Annotated in this window: 8 protein-coding genes, 2 tRNA genes and 3 rRNA genes; 10 read left to right on the top strand and 3 right to left on the bottom strand. The window is 38.6% G+C overall.

The window, feature by feature from the left end; genetic code table 11:
* Positions 1-64: 64 nt before the first annotated feature.
* Positions 65-1,234, top strand: a complete 1,170-nt coding sequence (locus tag ACHZAX_RS00975) for an AIR synthase related protein (RefSeq protein WP_101309687.1) — start codon at positions 65-67, stop codon at positions 1,232-1,234.
* Between the two features lie 70 nt (positions 1,235-1,304).
* Here ACHZAX_RS00975 and ACHZAX_RS00980 read toward each other — a convergent pair whose 3' ends face one another.
* Positions 1,305-3,350, bottom strand: coding sequence for a DUF3857 and transglutaminase domain-containing protein (locus ACHZAX_RS00980; RefSeq protein WP_320017710.1), 2,046 nt, complete (start codon positions 3,348-3,350; stop codon positions 1,305-1,307).
* A 265-nt stretch (positions 3,351-3,615) separates the two neighbouring features.
* Here ACHZAX_RS00980 and prfA point away from each other — a divergent pair, with 265 nt between their 5' ends.
* The 9 genes from prfA (at position 3,616) to rrf (ending at position 13,985) form a co-directional block, all read left to right on the top strand.
* On the top strand, positions 3,616-4,701 hold the full coding sequence (gene prfA / locus ACHZAX_RS00985; RefSeq protein ID WP_101309689.1) for a peptide chain release factor 1: 1,086 nt from the start codon (positions 3,616-3,618) through the stop codon (positions 4,699-4,701).
* Positions 4,702-4,856: 155 nt separating this feature from the next.
* Positions 4,857-5,684, top strand: a complete 828-nt coding sequence (pyrF, locus tag ACHZAX_RS00990) for an orotidine-5'-phosphate decarboxylase (RefSeq protein WP_320017711.1) — start codon at positions 4,857-4,859, stop codon at positions 5,682-5,684.
* A gap of 110 nt (positions 5,685-5,794) precedes the next feature.
* Positions 5,795-7,072: a DUF2851 family protein gene (locus tag ACHZAX_RS00995; protein WP_320017712.1), complete on the top strand. Its 1,278-nt coding sequence runs from the start codon at positions 5,795-5,797 to the stop codon at positions 7,070-7,072.
* Positions 7,073-7,150: 78 nt separating this feature from the next.
* The gene (locus tag ACHZAX_RS01000; protein WP_180327276.1) at positions 7,151-8,185 is read left to right on the top strand and encodes a potassium channel family protein; all 1,035 of its coding nucleotides are present in this window, start codon (positions 7,151-7,153) and stop codon (positions 8,183-8,185) included.
* A gap of 664 nt (positions 8,186-8,849) precedes the next feature.
* Positions 8,850-10,369 (top strand): 16S ribosomal RNA (locus ACHZAX_RS01005).
* Between the two features lie 146 nt (positions 10,370-10,515).
* Positions 10,516-10,589 (top strand) — tRNA-Ile (locus tag ACHZAX_RS01010).
* 107 nt (positions 10,590-10,696) lie between these two features.
* Positions 10,697-10,770, top strand: a tRNA-Ala gene (locus ACHZAX_RS01015).
* A gap of 120 nt (positions 10,771-10,890) precedes the next feature.
* A 23S ribosomal RNA gene (locus tag ACHZAX_RS01020) occupies positions 10,891-13,767 on the top strand.
* Positions 13,768-13,873: 106 nt separating this feature from the next.
* A 5S ribosomal RNA gene (gene rrf, locus ACHZAX_RS01025) occupies positions 13,874-13,985 on the top strand.
* Together the 16S, 23S and 5S rRNA genes with 2 tRNA genes alongside form the textbook arrangement of a ribosomal RNA operon.
* Positions 13,986-14,084: 99 nt before the next feature.
* On the opposite strand, the gene ACHZAX_RS01030 is transcribed toward rrf, so the two are convergent.
* Positions 14,085-14,801: a response regulator transcription factor gene (locus tag ACHZAX_RS01030; RefSeq protein WP_101311752.1), complete on the bottom strand. Its 717-nt coding sequence runs from the start codon at positions 14,799-14,801 to the stop codon at positions 14,085-14,087.
* Positions 14,791-16,398 (bottom strand): sensor histidine kinase, encoded by a 1,608-nt coding sequence (locus tag ACHZAX_RS01035; RefSeq protein WP_320017713.1) that lies wholly within the window; start codon positions 16,396-16,398, stop codon positions 14,791-14,793. Before ACHZAX_RS01035 ends, ACHZAX_RS01030 begins: the two co-directional genes overlap by 11 nt.
* Positions 16,399-16,423: the final 25 nt, after the last annotated feature.

Raw genomic sequence — 16,423 nt, forward strand, 5'->3', positions numbered from 1 at the left:
CTATTTAGTAATTTACAGTCTACGAGTTCTAATCTTTTTGCTTTTACCTTTTATCTAAACAACCATGAGAAAAGACGAAAGATATAACCTTAGAGGAGTGTCAGCTTCGAAGGAAGATGTGCATAGTGCAATTAAAAATCTGGATAAAGGATTGTATCCAAATGCATTTTGTAAAGTTGTTCCTGATTACCTTACCGGCGATGCAGACTATTGTAATATTATGCATGCCGATGGCGCAGGAACAAAATCATCTCTTGCCTACATGTATTGGAAGGAAACAGGCGATATTTCTGTATGGAAGGGGATTGCTCAGGATGCATTGATCATGAATTTGGATGATTTGCTTTGTGTTGGTGCAGTCGATAACATTCTGTTGTCATCCACAATTGGAAGAAATAAAAACCTGATTCCCGGAGAAGTTCTTTCTCAGATTATTAACGGAACTGAAGAGTTATTAGCTGAGTACAGTAAAATGGGAGTTAATATTCATTCAACAGGTGGCGAAACTGCTGATGTGGGAGACTTGGTTCGAACCATTATTGTCGACTCGACGGTTACCTGCCGAATGAAAAGAGAAGACGTAATTACCAATGAAAAAATTCAGGCCGGCGATGTAATTGTTGGTTTGTCATCATCAGGGCAGGCAACTTACGAAACAGAATACAATGGAGGAATGGGATCTAACGGTTTGACCTCTGCGCGTCATGATGTATTCTCAAAATATTTGGCCGAAAAATATCCTGAAAGTTTCGATAATGCAGTGCCTGCGGAATTGGTTTACTCAGGAAACTGTAAATTAACCGATAAAGTGGAAGGTGTTGATATCGACGCAGGTAAATTGGTACTTTCGCCAACCAGAACCTATGCACCGATTATTAAAAAAATCTTGGATCAATTCCGATCTCAAATCCATGGAATGATTCATTGTTCAGGTGGAGCACAAACGAAAGTGCTTAATTTTGTCAACAATATTCATATTGTGAAGGATAATATGTTTTCGGTTCCTCCTTTGTTTAAACTGATAAAAGAGCAGAGTGGAACTTCATGGGATGAGATGTATAAGGTGTTTAATATGGGACATCGGTTTGAATTGTACGTTTCGGAAGAAATTGCTGAAAATATTATCTCGATATCAAAAGAATTTAATGTAGATGCTCAAATAATTGGTCGTTGTGAGCCAAACACAGGAAAAAAATTGACGATAAAAAGTGAATTTGGAGAATTTGAGTATTAGGATATTTGAATATACTACAAAAGAGGCTGTCGATAGAACAGCCTCTTTTTGTTTGAACTCGATTGGAGATTTATTTTATTGCGGTAGGCTCGACTTTTTTCAATACCAAAATTTGGCTTTCTTTGGTAATTACATAATTGTAAAATTCTTTTAAATAATCATATTCAGAAGGTAAATATTGCGATTTTCCTGTGTTAAAAGAGTATTTAATCATCACCTTGTTAGCAGATTGATTAATTTGGTATATGTATTCCCCACCATTATCAGGAAGTGTAATTTTAGAAGATTTTGGTTGTTCCTCAATTGTGTAGTTGGCAGGAAGTTCCAGAATCAGCAGGTAATTTACAGTTATTGGATATCCAAAATTAACCGGATATTCTCTTTGTTCCAGTTTAAAAGGGTTTTCCTGTGTTTTGTTTTTTAAAATAGGATTCAAATAGATTCTTTCACCTTCCATATTTACAAGGTTTTCTATTTCTGTTGAGTAGCTGATTTTCAAAGGCTTATTTTTGTCTTCTAGATTTTTATATTCAATTTCTGAGATATTCCAGTCTTCATAATCCGATTTTAATTTTTCGGTATACCCATCTGTGTTGTTCGAAATCGTTTTTCTGATATCCACTCCTTCATAGTCATAAAAAGCTTCGGTCACTTTACCTTTAAGAGTACCTTCCTCGGTTAAGTTTAGGGTCGACACAATCGCGCATTTTGACCCTTTGTTAGTTTCAAGATTTATCCATTCGGAGTTAGTTTCTGTGATTAATCTGCCTTTGTCATTTAAACATCGAAACGGAAGAATTCCGATTGGGCAATAGGGATCCGTTGCATCCATTAAATAGTTTTTGTCTCCTATCTTTGCGCAGGCAATAACATAGTTCATTTGGGTTATTGTAGGATGCGAGGGATGAATAATTCCGTTTTGTCGTGTGCTCAAAACAACAGGATTCGTTTGTATTCCTGCCATACGCAGCATGGCTACTAAAAGTAGATTGATTTCAGCAGAACTTCCCGATTTTTCTTTCCATATAGTTCTTAAATTTTTGTCGCAAAACAATCGGTATTTTTCATTCCATTTAATGTTGTTCTGCACTGCCTGAAAAATTAAAGATGTTTTTTCTTCTTCGCTTTTCGCGTCAGCAATAAATTCAGGCAGAATATCCTTAATAAACCCATCTTTTTTTAAGACACCTCCAAAATCGTCTGATTTAATTAGTTTGTCTTGAACGTCCTCCCAGGTGGAAGTGAAATTATGCAATACCCCGTAATCATACTTGTAAGATTGCAATTCAAATTCAATGCAGCTTAAGTAGTTTTCTTCGGCAAGCATGTATGATTCTTTTTTAAAAGAAGGGATGTTTTCTGCATAGTATTCATTAACATTGGAATTGGGTGTGAGAGTGTATTGGTGTACTTTGCTATCAATATTTCCTGTGGAATTATCTCTGTATCTAATCAAAAAATTTTCTGGTCTGCTCGTTTCATCTAATTTCTTTATGGGATAATATCCTTTTGTTGTAATCTGATAGTTGAAATAACTTGGGATTCGTGTATTGTATTTTGAATAGACAACAGGAATGCTGTATTGGAATTGCCAGGCTCTAAAATTTTGATAGAATGGAGAGGAAATTTGGTATTTTATTTCAATAACAGAGCCTACTTTTATATTCGGCATAGTGAATTTTATTCTATTCCAGCTTGGAGTAGTTTCTTCTTTGAAAATTGAATTTTTTTCGAGTTTGTCTATAAGAATTTTACCATCCAAATTATAAGTTCTTCCTTTAATTGAGCTTGTTTTTTCTTCTCCATTTTCGCCATGGTATATAGGAATTTTAAATGTTGCAAAATCAAAACCTTCAGGTTTTAGTATTTTTATTCTCACATGGCGCTCAAATTTACAGACAAAATCAGTGTCATCATTTTTGGCTTCAGTTTCAAAATAAGAAGCTCCGCTGTCATATAAGATAACAGCCACTGCACTGGTGTCTTGCTCGTACACTTTCATTTCCAATTCTTCCATAGACACTTTACCAAATTTAATTTTTTCAGTTTCAGCTTTGGAGTTGCCGGCTATTAGAATAAGAAGAAGCGAAAAAGTAATCTTCATTAAATCATTCATAGTTTGTTTGGTTAGGGTGTGATTATAATATCTTAATCGTGTTGTTTGGGCAGTTTAAATATATAATCCTAAAATTAAAATTTATTAGATTAAATAAAAATTTTTAAATGAGTGATAAATAATTTACTACGCGAAAATATTGGTCGAATAATTCATGGAGTTGCCTTAAATAGTGGATTTCTTAAAAATCAGCATCTAAATAGCGAAAGCTTTATTTAAAATGATTTTATTTTTATAATTTTGTCCAAAATTTAGAATACAGAATATGAGCAGTAATTTGTTACTCGATAAATTAGAAGGTGTCCTTATCCGATTCAAGGAGGTTAGTCAGTTGATTACCGACCCCGAGGTGATGGGAGACATGAAGAGGTATATAAAGCTAAGCAAGGAATATAAAGAATTGGAAGCTGTTTCGGATGCCGCTAAGGAATTTAGAAATGCTCTTGATAGGATTGAAGAATCAAAGGAGATTTTAAACAGCGAATCGGATGAGGAGCTGCGCGAAATGGCAAAAATGGAATTGGAAGAATTGGAAGTCAAAATTCCAGAGCTGGAAGAAGAAATTAAATTGCTTCTGATACCTGCTGATCCCGAAGATTCTAAAAATGCTATTCTTGAAGTTCGTGCGGGTGCCGGAGGAGATGAGGCTAGTATTTTTGCCGGTGAATTGGCCAGAATGTATACAAAGTTTTGTGAATCTAAGGGTTGGAAGGTTTCAATTTCAAGTTTTAGTGAAGGAACTTCGGGAGGATATAAGGAAATTGTAATGAACGTAACAGGAAACGGTGTTTACGGGATTTTAAAATATGAATCGGGAGTACACCGTGTACAAAGGGTTCCACAAACAGAAACACAAGGTCGTGTTCATACCAGTGCAGCTTCGGTTGCTGTTCTTCCTGAAGCGGAAGAATTTGATATCGATGTAAAAGAAAGTGATATTCGTAAGGATACCTATTGTTCATCGGGTCCTGGTGGACAGTCTGTGAATACAACCTATTCTGCCATTCGTTTAACTCACAATCCAACCGGCATTGTGGTTACATGTCAGGATCAGAAATCACAGATTAAGAATTTAGCCAAAGCAATGGTTGAATTGCGTTCCCGTATTTATGCATTGGAGCATCAAAAATATCTTGATGAAATTTCATCTAAGCGTAAAACAATGGTTTCTACCGGCGACAGATCAGCAAAAATCCGCACATACAATTTTCCGCAGGGAAGGGTGACGGATCATCGTATTAACTTTACGATGTACAATTTGGCGGCCACGATGGATGGGGATATTCAGGAAGTAATTGACAAGCTTCAAATTGAAGAAAATTCAGAACGACTTAAAGAAAGTGGTTTGTAATAATATTGGCAGTGGTTTTTCCACTGCCTTTTTTTGTAATAACTAGTAAACAACCAAAGAAATGGAATGCCTGTTTTTATATAATCAATATTTTGGGTATGATTATTTAATTTTCAGAAAGTTCCATCTCATCAAAACATTAAAATTATAAACGGATGAATTATCAAGCATTATTCGAGCAAATTAAGAAGAAGAGGAGTTTTCTCTGCGTAGGTTTAGATAGTGATATAAAGAAAATACCTGCTCATCTTTTGAATACCGAAGATCCGGTTTTTGAATTCAACAAAGCAATAGTTGATGCTACAGCAGAATTTACTGTTGCCTATAAACCGAATATTGCATTTTACGAATGTCTTGGTGCTAAAGGATGGATTAGTCTTGAAAAAACGGTAAACTACATCAAAGAGAATTATTCAGATCTTTTTTTGATCGCTGATGCTAAAAGAGGTGATATCGGGAACACCTCAAAAATGTATGCAAGTGCTTTTCTCGAGAATATGCCTTTCGATTCAATTACGGTGGCTCCTTATATGGGAGAAGATTCAGTAACGCCCTTTCTCGAATACGATAATAAATGGGTGATTCTTTTGGCTCTTACTTCAAATAAGGGGGCTTTCGATTTACAGTTTTTTGAACAGAATAATCAGAGGTTGTTTGAAAGAGTTCTGGAAAAATCTCAGGAATGGGGTACGAAAGAGAATATGATGTATGTTGTTGGGGCTACAAAAGCTGAAATGTTAGGCGATATAAGAAAAATTGTTCCGGAACATTTCTTGTTGGTTCCGGGTGTGGGAGCTCAGGGTGGAAGCTTGCAAGAGGTGGCGAAATATGGAATGAATAATGCTTGCGGATTATTAGTGAATTCTTCGAGAGGAATTATTTTTGCTGATTCTTCGGAAAAATTTGCTGAGGCAGCTAAGGAGGAATCCAGAAAATTACAGAAGGAAATGGAGCTTTTGCTTAAAGAAAAATCTTTGATTTAAATTCAAACTAAATATTTTACAAGGCGGTAATCAATGATTTACCGCCTTTTTTATTGATAAATACATGATAAATTGTTAAATTCGATTTTTGATGATTTAAAATTAATTTGATGAATGAAGATTTCCTGCAGTTTATTTGGAAACAGAATCTGTTTTCTAAAACAAGTATTTTCTCCACAAAAGGAAATGCAATTGAGATTATTGATGTAGGAAAACAAAATTTCGACTCCGGGCCCGATTTTTTTGATGCAAGAATTAAAATTGATAATGTTCTTTGGGCCGGAAATGTTGAAATTCATCTAAAATCTTCATCATGGTATTCTCATGGGCACAATACTGATCCTGCCTACGAAAATGTAATTTTGCATGTTGTTTTGGAAGATGATTCACCTGTTGTTTTGAAAAATGATCGCGTCATTCCCTGTTTGGTGCTTCGTTTCACTCCTGAATTATTGAATAACTACAGAAAGTTAATGTTGTCTGAAAAATGGATTCCCTGTGTGGATGAAATTGGTGAGATTGAAAGTTTTTTTGTTCGGAATTGGCTTGATAGAATGCTTCTGGAACGTTTGGAGCGGAAGTCTGACGAGATTCAAAAGATTTTAGAGCAAAATAACAACTCTTGGGAGGAAACATTTTATCAGGTGCTGGCACGATATTTTGGAATGAAAGTGAATGCTGATCCTTTTCAACAGCTGGCCAGATCCATTCCAATGAAATTTCTGGCCCGGCAAAAGAACTCTATCTTTCAATTGGAAGCTTTACTGTTTGGGCAATCAGGTTTGTTTGAAAAGTTTGATTGTGAAGATGCGTATCTCAATAAATTGAAACTGGAATATGAATTTTTGGCTGATAAATATCAATTGAGAGCATTGTCTCCTGGTCAATGGAAGTGGTTACGTTTACGGCCATCCAATTTTCCTACAGTTAGAATTGCACAATTTGCCGCCTTGGTTCATAATTCGCAGTCTTTGTTTTCACAAATTCTTCATGTGAATTCAATAGAGGATATCGCAAAACTATTGAGCTGTCAAGCTTCCGAGTATTGGACTACTCATTATCAATTCGGCTTGGACTCGAATGAAAAAGTTAAGATTCTTGGGCAATCGAGTATCAATGGGTTAATTATTAATTGTGTTATCCCTGTTTTATTTCTCTATGGGGTAGTAAATGATTCTCAAAAATTGAAAGATAAAGCTTGTGATTTGCTGGATAAAGTTTCTGCCGAGGAGAATTCGGTTACCCGAAAATGGAAAGAATGTGGTGTTAACGTGAAGTCTGCGTATCATTCTCAGGCTTTATTGCAACTAAAGTCTAATTATTGTGATTTATTTAATTGCTTGCAGTGCGAATTTGGAAATAAAATTATTCGTAGTGTTGATATATAATTTATATTGATGAAAATATAATGTTTCCTTTGTTATTGTAAGGCTTTAATGATTATATTGGATTTTAATCTTGCACGAATGAATAAGCAGAAAATTTGGGAGGAAAACATACGAACATTAGGTATCGCAATGTCATTTTTGATACTGGCAATTCTTATTGGTACAGCTGGATTCATGTTTTTGAATGGAGCCTATACTTTTGTAGATGCCCTTTATATGACCGTGATTACTATTACAACAGTGGGATTTACTGAAGTGCATCCATTGTCGGATACAGGGAAACTTTTTACAATATTTTTAATTTTCGTCAGTTTTGGAATATTTGGATATTTGGCTTCTGCAGTAACCCGATTTATTTTAGATGGCGTTTTTCGTAGAAATTTAAAAGATTATAGAACCGTGAGAAGTATAGAGAAATTAAGTGGACACGTTATTGTTTGTGGTTTTGGAAGAAATGGGAAACAGGCATGCCTCGAATTGATTGCACATGGAGAAAATGTAGTTGTTGTTGATTCTGAGGAAAGCAGTATTGATAATGTTCGTTTAATTCCGGAATTATTGTTTGTCCAAGGTGATGCTACTCAGGAAGAAGTGCTGAGTTTGGCAAATATTTCCAGTGCCAAAGCGCTGATAACAGCAATCCCGAATGATGCTGAGAATGTGTACGTTGTACTTACTGCACGGGAAATGAATGCAACGATAAAGATTATATCACGATCAGAAAAAAGTCAATCCGATAATAAATTAAAAAGAGCAGGAGCTAATAATGTCATTATGCCTGATCGACTAGGTGGACAACAAATGGCAAAGTTGGTTGCACAGCCTGATGTGGTGGAATTTCTGGATAATATTCTGTTGCAATCAACCAAAGGGGTGAAGTTGGAAGAAGTTAGCTGTTGTGAGCTGGCAAATTGTTTTGTGGGGAAATCCATTCGGGAGCTAAATGTACGAGATAAATCAGGAGCCAATATAATTGGTTTAAAAGATGAAGGTGGGGCATATGTATATAATCCTTCTCCCGAAATAGTTCTCGATAAATCTTTTCATCTATTTGTTCTGGGAAATAAAGAGCAGGTTTACAATCTAAAGCAGCTATTAGTAGAAGGCGTATAAGGCTAAATTTCTTATTGCTGATATAAAATTGGAAATCACAATCTATATTGTGATTTTTTTATGTCTGTAAATCAGTATTTTGGCTTTTTGTTTGAATTTTTTTCAGGAAACATTTGGAAGTGTGGAGACTCTTCTGTTATATTTGCATCCACTTTCAACGGAGAGTGGATTTATAAAATGGTTGTTTAGTAGTATTTTATAGGCAGTGGTAGGGTGGTCGTAGGAATCTTTTTATGATTGTATACACCTACTAAACTTCCAATTTTATTTTTTTGAAATTTTTTCACTTAGGGATTAGGATTTATTAAAATAAAAGATTTATCTTTGCACCCGCTTTCGGAGCTAACGAGCTTGTGGGTCACCAGGAAACTTGGGGATTACAGCGAAATTACCCTGAAAAAAAAGTTGAAAAAAGATTTGCAGATTAGGAATTAAATTCTTTATCTTTGCACTCGCTTTCAGAGACAGAAACGACTGTCTTAATTAGAGAATGAAATTTTAGAACAGGCTGCCTTTTTAAGGAAGGGGAAAACGGCCGGCAGAAGTTCTTTGAAAATATTGGAAACAAGAAGTTAGGTAAATACAGGGAATAATAACCTTGTCAATAAAGAATTACGATAACTATAAATACATCCAGGAGCAGAATTACAACAAAAGTTTTTATACAACGAAGAGTTTGATCCTGGCTCAGGATGAACGCTAGCGACAGGCCTAACACATGCAAGTCGAGGGGTATAGGCAGCTTGCTGTCTAGAGACCGGCGCACGGGTGAGTAACGCGTATGCAACCTGCCTTTTACCGGGGGATAGCCCAAAGAAATTTGGATTAATACCGCATAATATATTTAGATCGCATGGTTTGAATATTAAATCTACGGAGGTAAAAGATGGGCATGCGTAGCATTAGTTAGTTGGTGAGGTAACGGCTCACCAAGACGATGATGCTTAGGGGGTCTGAGAGGATAGTCCCCCACACTGGTACTGAGACACGGACCAGACTCCTACGGGAGGCAGCAGTGAGGAATATTGGTCAATGGGCGCAAGCCTGAACCAGCCATGTCGCGTGCAGGATGACGGCCCTATGGGTTGTAAACTGCTTTTTTACAGGAATAAACTTTGCTACGTGTAGTGAACTGAAGGTACTGTAAGAATAAGGATCGGCTAACTCCGTGCCAGCAGCCGCGGTAATACGGAGGATCCAAGCGTTATCCGGATTTATTGGGTTTAAAGGGTCCGTAGGCGGGCTTTTAAGTCAGTGGTGAAATCCCGGAGCTCAACTCCGGAACTGCCATTGATACTGAAGGCCTTGAATTTAGTTGAGGTGGGCGGAATACGTTATGTAGCGGTGAAATGCATAGATATAACGTAGAACACCGATTGCGAAGGCAGCTCACTAAGCTAACATTGACGCTGATGGACGAAAGCGTGGGGAGCGAACAGGATTAGATACCCTGGTAGTCCACGCCGTAAACGATGATTACTCGTTGTGCACAATACACCGTGCGTGACTGAGCGAAAGCATTAAGTAATCCACCTGGGGAGTACGTTCGCAAGAATGAAACTCAAAGGAATTGACGGGGGCCCGCACAAGCGGAGGAACATGTGGTTTAATTCGATGATACGCGAGGAACCTTACCTGGACTTAAATGTAGATTGACCGGCTTGGAAACAGGCTTTCTCTTCGGAGCAATTTACAAGGTGCTGCATGGTTGTCGTCAGCTCGTGCCGTGAGGTGTCGGGTTAAGTCCCATAACGAGCGCAACCCCTATCGTTAGTTGCTAACAGGTTAAGCTGAGGACTCTAGCGAGACTGCCACCGTAAGGTGAGAGGAAGGTGGGGATGACGTCAAATCAGCACGGCCCTTACGTCCAGGGCTACACACGTGTTACAATGGCCAGTACAAAGGGCAGCTACCAGGTGACTGGATGCTAATCTCAAAAGCTGGTCTCAGTTCGGATCGGAGTCTGCAACTCGACTCCGTGAAGTTGGATTCGCTAGTAATCGTAGATCAGCAACGCTACGGTGAATACGTTCCCGGGCCTTGTACACACCGCCCGTCAAGCCATGGAAGCCGAGGGGACCTGAAGTACGTAACCGCAAGGAGCGTCCTAGGGTAAAATTGGTAACTGGGGCTAAGTCGTAACAAGGTAGCCGTACCGGAAGGTGTGGCTGGAACACCTCCTTTCTGGAGCTTGGAAGTATTGTACTATAGGAATTTTGATTCGATAAGAGTTATAGTCTGTATTTCCTGACTGATTGTTTTCATAAATTTATTTATACCATAACCCATAGCGTTAGGGTGTTTTCACCGCTAAGCAGGTAGGTAGTAATAGTCCTGTAGCTCAGTTGGTTAGAGCACTACACTGATAATGTAGGGGTCCGCAGTTCAAATCTGCGCAGGACTACTATTAAGTTATGAATTAAGAATTAGGAATTATGAATTACGAAATTGAAAGAGGACGTAATTTGGAATTAAAGATTTTTAATTAGTAATAGAGTGAAACGATACTATGGGGGATTAGCTCAGTTGGCTAGAGCGCCTGCCTTGCACGCAGGAGGTCATCGGTTCGACTCCGATATTCTCCACACAAATACGATGGTGTATTTAAAGTTCTTTGACATATTGAAACAAAATTAAAGTAGAAGTAACTAAAGTAAAGAAACAGGGATGAATACCGGTAACGGGATTTATTTTTGTTAACACAATAAGAAGTAATTAAGAGCGTATGGCGGATGCCTTGGCTCTCAGAGGCGATGAAGGACGTGATAAGCTGCGATAAGTCATGGAGAGGTGCAAATAACCTTTGACCCGTGAATTTCCGAATGGGGCAACCCACCTGTTTTAACAGGTATCCAGCAATGGAAGCAAACCCGGAGAACTGAAACATCTAAGTACCCGGAGGAGAAGAAAACAAAAGTGATTCCCCCAGTAGTGGCGATCGAACGGGGATCAGCCCAAACCTGTATTGTTTCGGCAATGTAGGGGTTGTAGGACTGCAATACGAGAAGTGGCGTGAAGTGGAAGTGTTTGGAAAGACACACCGCAGGGGGTGATAGTCCCGTACACGTAAGCAAAACCAATCCAGCAGTATCCTGAGTAGCGCGGAACACGAGAAATTCTGTGTGAATCTGCCGGGACCATCCGGTAAGGCTAAATACTCCTGAGAGACCGATAGTGAACAAGTACCGTGAGGGAAAGGTGAAAAGCACCTCGAACAGAGGAGTGAAAAAGTACCTGAAACCATACGCTTACAAGCGGTCGGAGCACCTTTTGGTGTGACGGCGTGCCTTTTGCATAATGAGCCTACGAGTTACTCCTCACTAGCGAGATTAAGGGCTTCAGGTCCGTAGTCGAAGCGAAAGCGAGTCTGAATAGGGCGTAAAGTTAGTGGGGGTAGACGCGAAACTTGGTGATCTACCCATGGTCAGGCTGAAGCTCTGTTAATCCAGAGTGGAGGGCCCAACCCGTTGACGTTGAAAAGTCTTGGGATGAACTGTGGGTAGGGGTGAAAGGCCAATCAAACTGAGAAATAGCTCGTACTCCCCGAAATGCATTTAGGTGCAGCGTCAGAGTCGAGAGTTATAGAGGTAGAGCTACTGATTGGATGCGAGGGCTTCACCGCCTATCAAATCCAGACAAACTCCGAATGCTATAACTTATATCTGGCAGTGAGCCCGTGGGTGCTAAGGTCCACGGACGAGAGGGAAAGAACCCAGACCATCAGCTAAGGTCCCCAAATGTATGTTAAGTTGAACTAACGAGGTGAGATTGCATTGACAGCTAGGATGTTGGCTTGGAAGCAGCCATTCATTTAAAGAGTGCGTAACAGCTCACTAGTCGAGCGATCCTGCATGGATGATAATCGGGCATAAAACATACTACCGAAGCTATGGATTTAGAATTTATTCTAACTGGTAGGGGAGCATTCCAGCGGCGCAGAAGCAGTGTGGTAATGCATTGTGGAGCTTCTGGAAAAGCAAATGTAGGCATAAGTAACGATAATGCGGGTGAGAAACCCGCACGCCAATAGACTAAGGTTTCCTGATCAACGCTAATCGGATCAGGGTTAGTCGGGACCTAAGGGGCAGCCGAAAGGCGAACTCGATGGACAACGGGTTAATATTCCCGTACCGGCATTAACTGCGATGGGGTGACGAAGAGATGAAAGCACCGCGAACTGACGGAATAGTTCGTTGAAGACCGTACGTGATGATAGATGCAGGCAAATCCGCATCTTGAGCTGAAAGTCGATAGTACTGCAATGCTACGGCAGCGCAGATAGTGTGCCTAATTTTACTTCCAAGAAAAACCTCTAAGCATCAGGTTAAAGCTGCCCGTACCACAAACCGACACAGGTAGTCAAGTAGAGTATACTAAGGCGCTCGAGTGATTCATGGCTAAGGAACTCGGCAAAATAGTCCTGTAACTTCGGGAGAAAGGACGCTCTCAGCGATGAGAGCCGCAGTGAAATGGCCCAGGCGACTGTTTATCAAAAACACATGGCTTTGCAAAAACGAAAGTTGAAGTATAAGGCCTGACACCTGCCCGGTGCTGGAAGGTTAAGTGGAGATGTTATTTTCGGAGAAGCATTGAAATGAAGCCCCAGTAAACGGCGGCCGTAACTATAACGGTCCTAAGGTAGCGAAATTCCTTGTCGGGTAAGTTCCGACCTGCACGAATGGTGTAACGATCTGGGCACTGTCTCAGCCATGAGCTCGGTGAAATTGTAGTATCGGTGAAGATGCCGATTACCCGCAACGGGACGGAAAGACCCCGTGCACCTTTACTGCAGCTTCACATTGATTTTGGGTAAGTAATGTGTAGGATAGGACGGAGACTACGAAGCGGGTTCGCCAGGACTAGTGGAGTCAACCTTGAAATACGTCCCTTTGCTTATCTGGAGTCTAACGTCTGACGACGGACAGTGTGTGGTGGGTAGTTTGACTGGGGTGGTCGCCTCCAAAAGAGTAACGGAGGCTTCTAAAGGTACCCTCAACACGTTTGGTAATCGTGTGAAGAGTGCAATGGCACAAGGGTGCTTGACTGTGAGACATACAGGTCGATCAGGTACGAAAGTAGAGCATAGTGATCCGGTGGTTCCGCATGGAAGGGCCATCGCTCAAAGGATAAAAGGTACGCCGGGGATAACAGGCTGATCGCTCCCAAGAGCTCATATCGACGGAGCGGTTTGGCACCTCGATGTCGGCTCGTCACATCCTGGGGCTGGAGAAGGTCCCAAGGGTTGGGCTGTTCGCCCATTAAAGTGGCACGCGAGCTGGGTTCAGAACGTCGTGAGACAGTTCGGTCCCTATCTGTTGTGGGCGTTGGAAATTTGAGAGGATCTGACTCTAGTACGAGAGGACCGGGTTGGACGAACCTCTGGTGCATCTGTTGTGGCGCCAGCTGCATTGCAGAGTAGCTACGTTCGGAAGGGATAAGTGCTGAAAGCATCTAAGCACGAAGCCTACCTCAAGATGAGATTTCCTTTAAGGGTCGTTGGAGACTACGACGTTGATAGGTTGCAGGTGTAAAGGCGGTGACGTCAAAGCCGAGCAATACTAATTACCCTAAAACTTCTGAGTGGGGTGTTCATTTCTGAATTTTTTCGGAAGTTATTTTTACTTTGATTTTTTTGATATGTCTATGATATTATCTTGAGGGTGTAAGCCCAATATTAGATGAATGATTTTAGGTGTCTATTGCATCGGGGTTCCACCTCTTCCCATTCCGAACAGAGAAGTTAAGCCCGATAGCGCCGATGGTACTGCCTTTTTGGTGGGAGAGTAGGTCGACGCCAACTTTTAAAGAGTCTTGTTCCAGTGAGGAATGAGACTCTTTTTTTTTTTGCCCTTAAATTGGGTGTTGAAACTTGTGTTTCGTGCGAAAATAATTTTACAATTTACTTTGTCGAATCAAATGGTGTATTAATCTGAAGTAAACGAAAGCCACTTCCGTGAATGTTCTCAATTGATAAGTTGGAATCCGGTTTTAAATACTTTCTAAGTTTAGTAATGTAAACATCCATACTTCTTGTTGTATAGAAGTTATCATCCCCCCAAATGGTTCGCAAGGCATTCTCTCTGGGTAAAATTTGATTCATATTAGCGCAGAGCAAACTTAACAACTCAGATTCTTTTGGGGAGAGTTTTTCTTGCTGATTATTTAAAGTTAATGTTCGCAATACTGGATCGAAAATGAATTTCCCGATTGAGTATTGTTTTATTGTTGGTGCTTTGCTGATACCATTATTTCTTGATAGTATGGCTTTAATCTTATAGATTAATAGTTCTGAGTCAAATGGTTTCGTAATATAATCATCGGCACCTAAACGATATCCTTGAATAATATCTTCTTTAAGTGCTTTTGCCGTAAGAAAAATGAGTGGTATATCCGGATTAATTAGTTTTATTCTTTTTGATAAAGTAAATCCATCCATTTCGGGCATCATTACATCGAGAATGCAAAGATCGTATTTTGAATTTTCGAAACTCTCTAATCCTTCCTTTCCATTTTTACACAAGACAACATCGAAATCTGAAATTTCCAGATAGTTTTTCATGACAGCACCAAAATTAGGTTCGTCTTCAACTAATAATATTCTAATATTATTTTTCATTTAGGCTTTTTATTGGAAGCGTTAAATTGACAGTTGTTCCTTCGTTAGGCTTACTGATGATATCGATATACCCATTGTGTTTTTCTATGATTAGCTTTACATAGCTTAATCCGAGGCCAAAACCTTTCACGTTGTGAATATTTCCGGTTTCTGCCCTGAAGAATTTTTTGAATACTTTTTTCTTGGTCTGTGGATTCATACCAATTCCTGAATCTTTTATCCAAATATGGATTTTGTGATCCTGATTTTTTGTTCCAATCTCAATTTCGGGTTTTTCTATTGAATATTTGATTGAATTGTCGAATAAATTAAAAATTGCATTTAAAAAATGGACTTCGTCGATTTCAGCTATATCGTTGATTGCCTTTAAATCGATTTTTAAAGTGCCGTTTTTCTCATCAATTTGTAATTGAATATGCTCTGCAGCTTTTTGAAGTATTTCGTTTATATGATTGGTTTGCGCATTAATATCCAATTCATGTTTACCGAATAAAGAAAGTTGAAGAATATTTTCCACTTGTTTGTTCATTCGAAAGTTCTCATCTTTTATAATTGATGTGAAGTATCTGATTCTATCAGGATCTCCGATTATTTTTGGATTATTGATAGAATCTGAAGCTAGTGCTATGGTAGCAATTGGGGTTTTAAATTCGTGAGTGATGTTATTGATAAAATCAGATTTGATATCATTAATACGCTTTTGTTTTAAGATGAAAAAAATTGCATTACCAAAGGTGAAAATAATAAACAGGGTGAAAATTGCAGATAGTATCAGTAATGAAAAAATGGATTTGTAAATAAAATTGAATGAGTCAGGAAAAAGCAGAGATAGTTTATGATTTGATAAAAAAATATCATTTGGGAATAAATTTACCTGATGATTCGAAGCAACTAGTTCTGAATTTAAACTGGAGTCAGATGAAAGGACAATGTTCTTTGTTTTATCATCAATTACGGCATAATCGAATTCGGTATTAATATCAAAAGAGGTTAAGCTTTCTTGAATGTCATTGGGTAAATCCTTTTCATTGATTCGATCTTTGATAGTAATATCCTTAGAATTGAATTCATAGACAACTTTTTCAAAAATGTTTTCAATTTGCTCCTCTTTTTTTCTCGCTCTAATTATGGTATCATTGGTAGTTACTTGTATATCAATATTTAGAGATGAATCAAGATTTGTTTTTGGCTGCCAAAATTTGATGGATTTACTTTTAGGATTTTTGCCCGATACTATTAATTGTGTATCAGAACTAGTTACATTATTTTGTTTCCCGTTGATTTTCCGGGTTGTTTTTATGCGGATATGATGATCATTTTTGTGATTCTTCTCATCAAGAAATTGTTTAATTTCATGAATTTCAATATTGCCAACTTTAACATCGGTGGCAGAATTCAGACCTTCTGAGATTAAAAAAACGGATTCTTCCTTTTCAAGATTAGTGACAATTTTGTGTAAAGCTTTATTAATATTTGAATCAAAAGTCTGCTCCTGAATTTCGATTGCATTTTTTATCCAGAGAATTTGAACTCCAATAATCCCAATTAATGAAATTGACATTAGGAGGATTAAACTGGTGATAATTTTTCTGCTCATTGTGATTTTTATATAGATATCTGAA

Source organism: Labilibaculum manganireducens (assembly GCF_963665805.2).
Taxonomy (GTDB): Bacteria; Bacteroidota; Bacteroidia; order Bacteroidales; family Marinifilaceae; genus Labilibaculum; species Labilibaculum manganireducens.

Coding starts and splice junctions, on each gene's coding strand:
- ACHZAX_RS00975 (WP_101309687.1), top strand. CDS start 65: ATGAGAAAAGACGAAAGATATAACCTTAGAGGAGTGTCAGCTTCGAAG.
- ACHZAX_RS00980 (WP_320017710.1), bottom strand. CDS start 3,350: ATGAATGATTTAATGAAGATTACTTTTTCGCTTCTTCTTATTCTAATA.
- prfA (WP_101309689.1), top strand. CDS start 3,616: ATGAGCAGTAATTTGTTACTCGATAAATTAGAAGGTGTCCTTATCCGA.
- pyrF (WP_320017711.1), top strand. CDS start 4,857: ATGAATTATCAAGCATTATTCGAGCAAATTAAGAAGAAGAGGAGTTTT.
- ACHZAX_RS00995 (WP_320017712.1), top strand. CDS start 5,795: ATGAATGAAGATTTCCTGCAGTTTATTTGGAAACAGAATCTGTTTTCT.
- ACHZAX_RS01000 (WP_180327276.1), top strand. CDS start 7,151: ATGAATAAGCAGAAAATTTGGGAGGAAAACATACGAACATTAGGTATC.
- ACHZAX_RS01030 (WP_101311752.1), bottom strand. CDS start 14,801: ATGAAAAATAATATTAGAATATTATTAGTTGAAGACGAACCTAATTTT.
- ACHZAX_RS01035 (WP_320017713.1), bottom strand. CDS start 16,398: ATGAGCAGAAAAATTATCACCAGTTTAATCCTCCTAATGTCAATTTCA.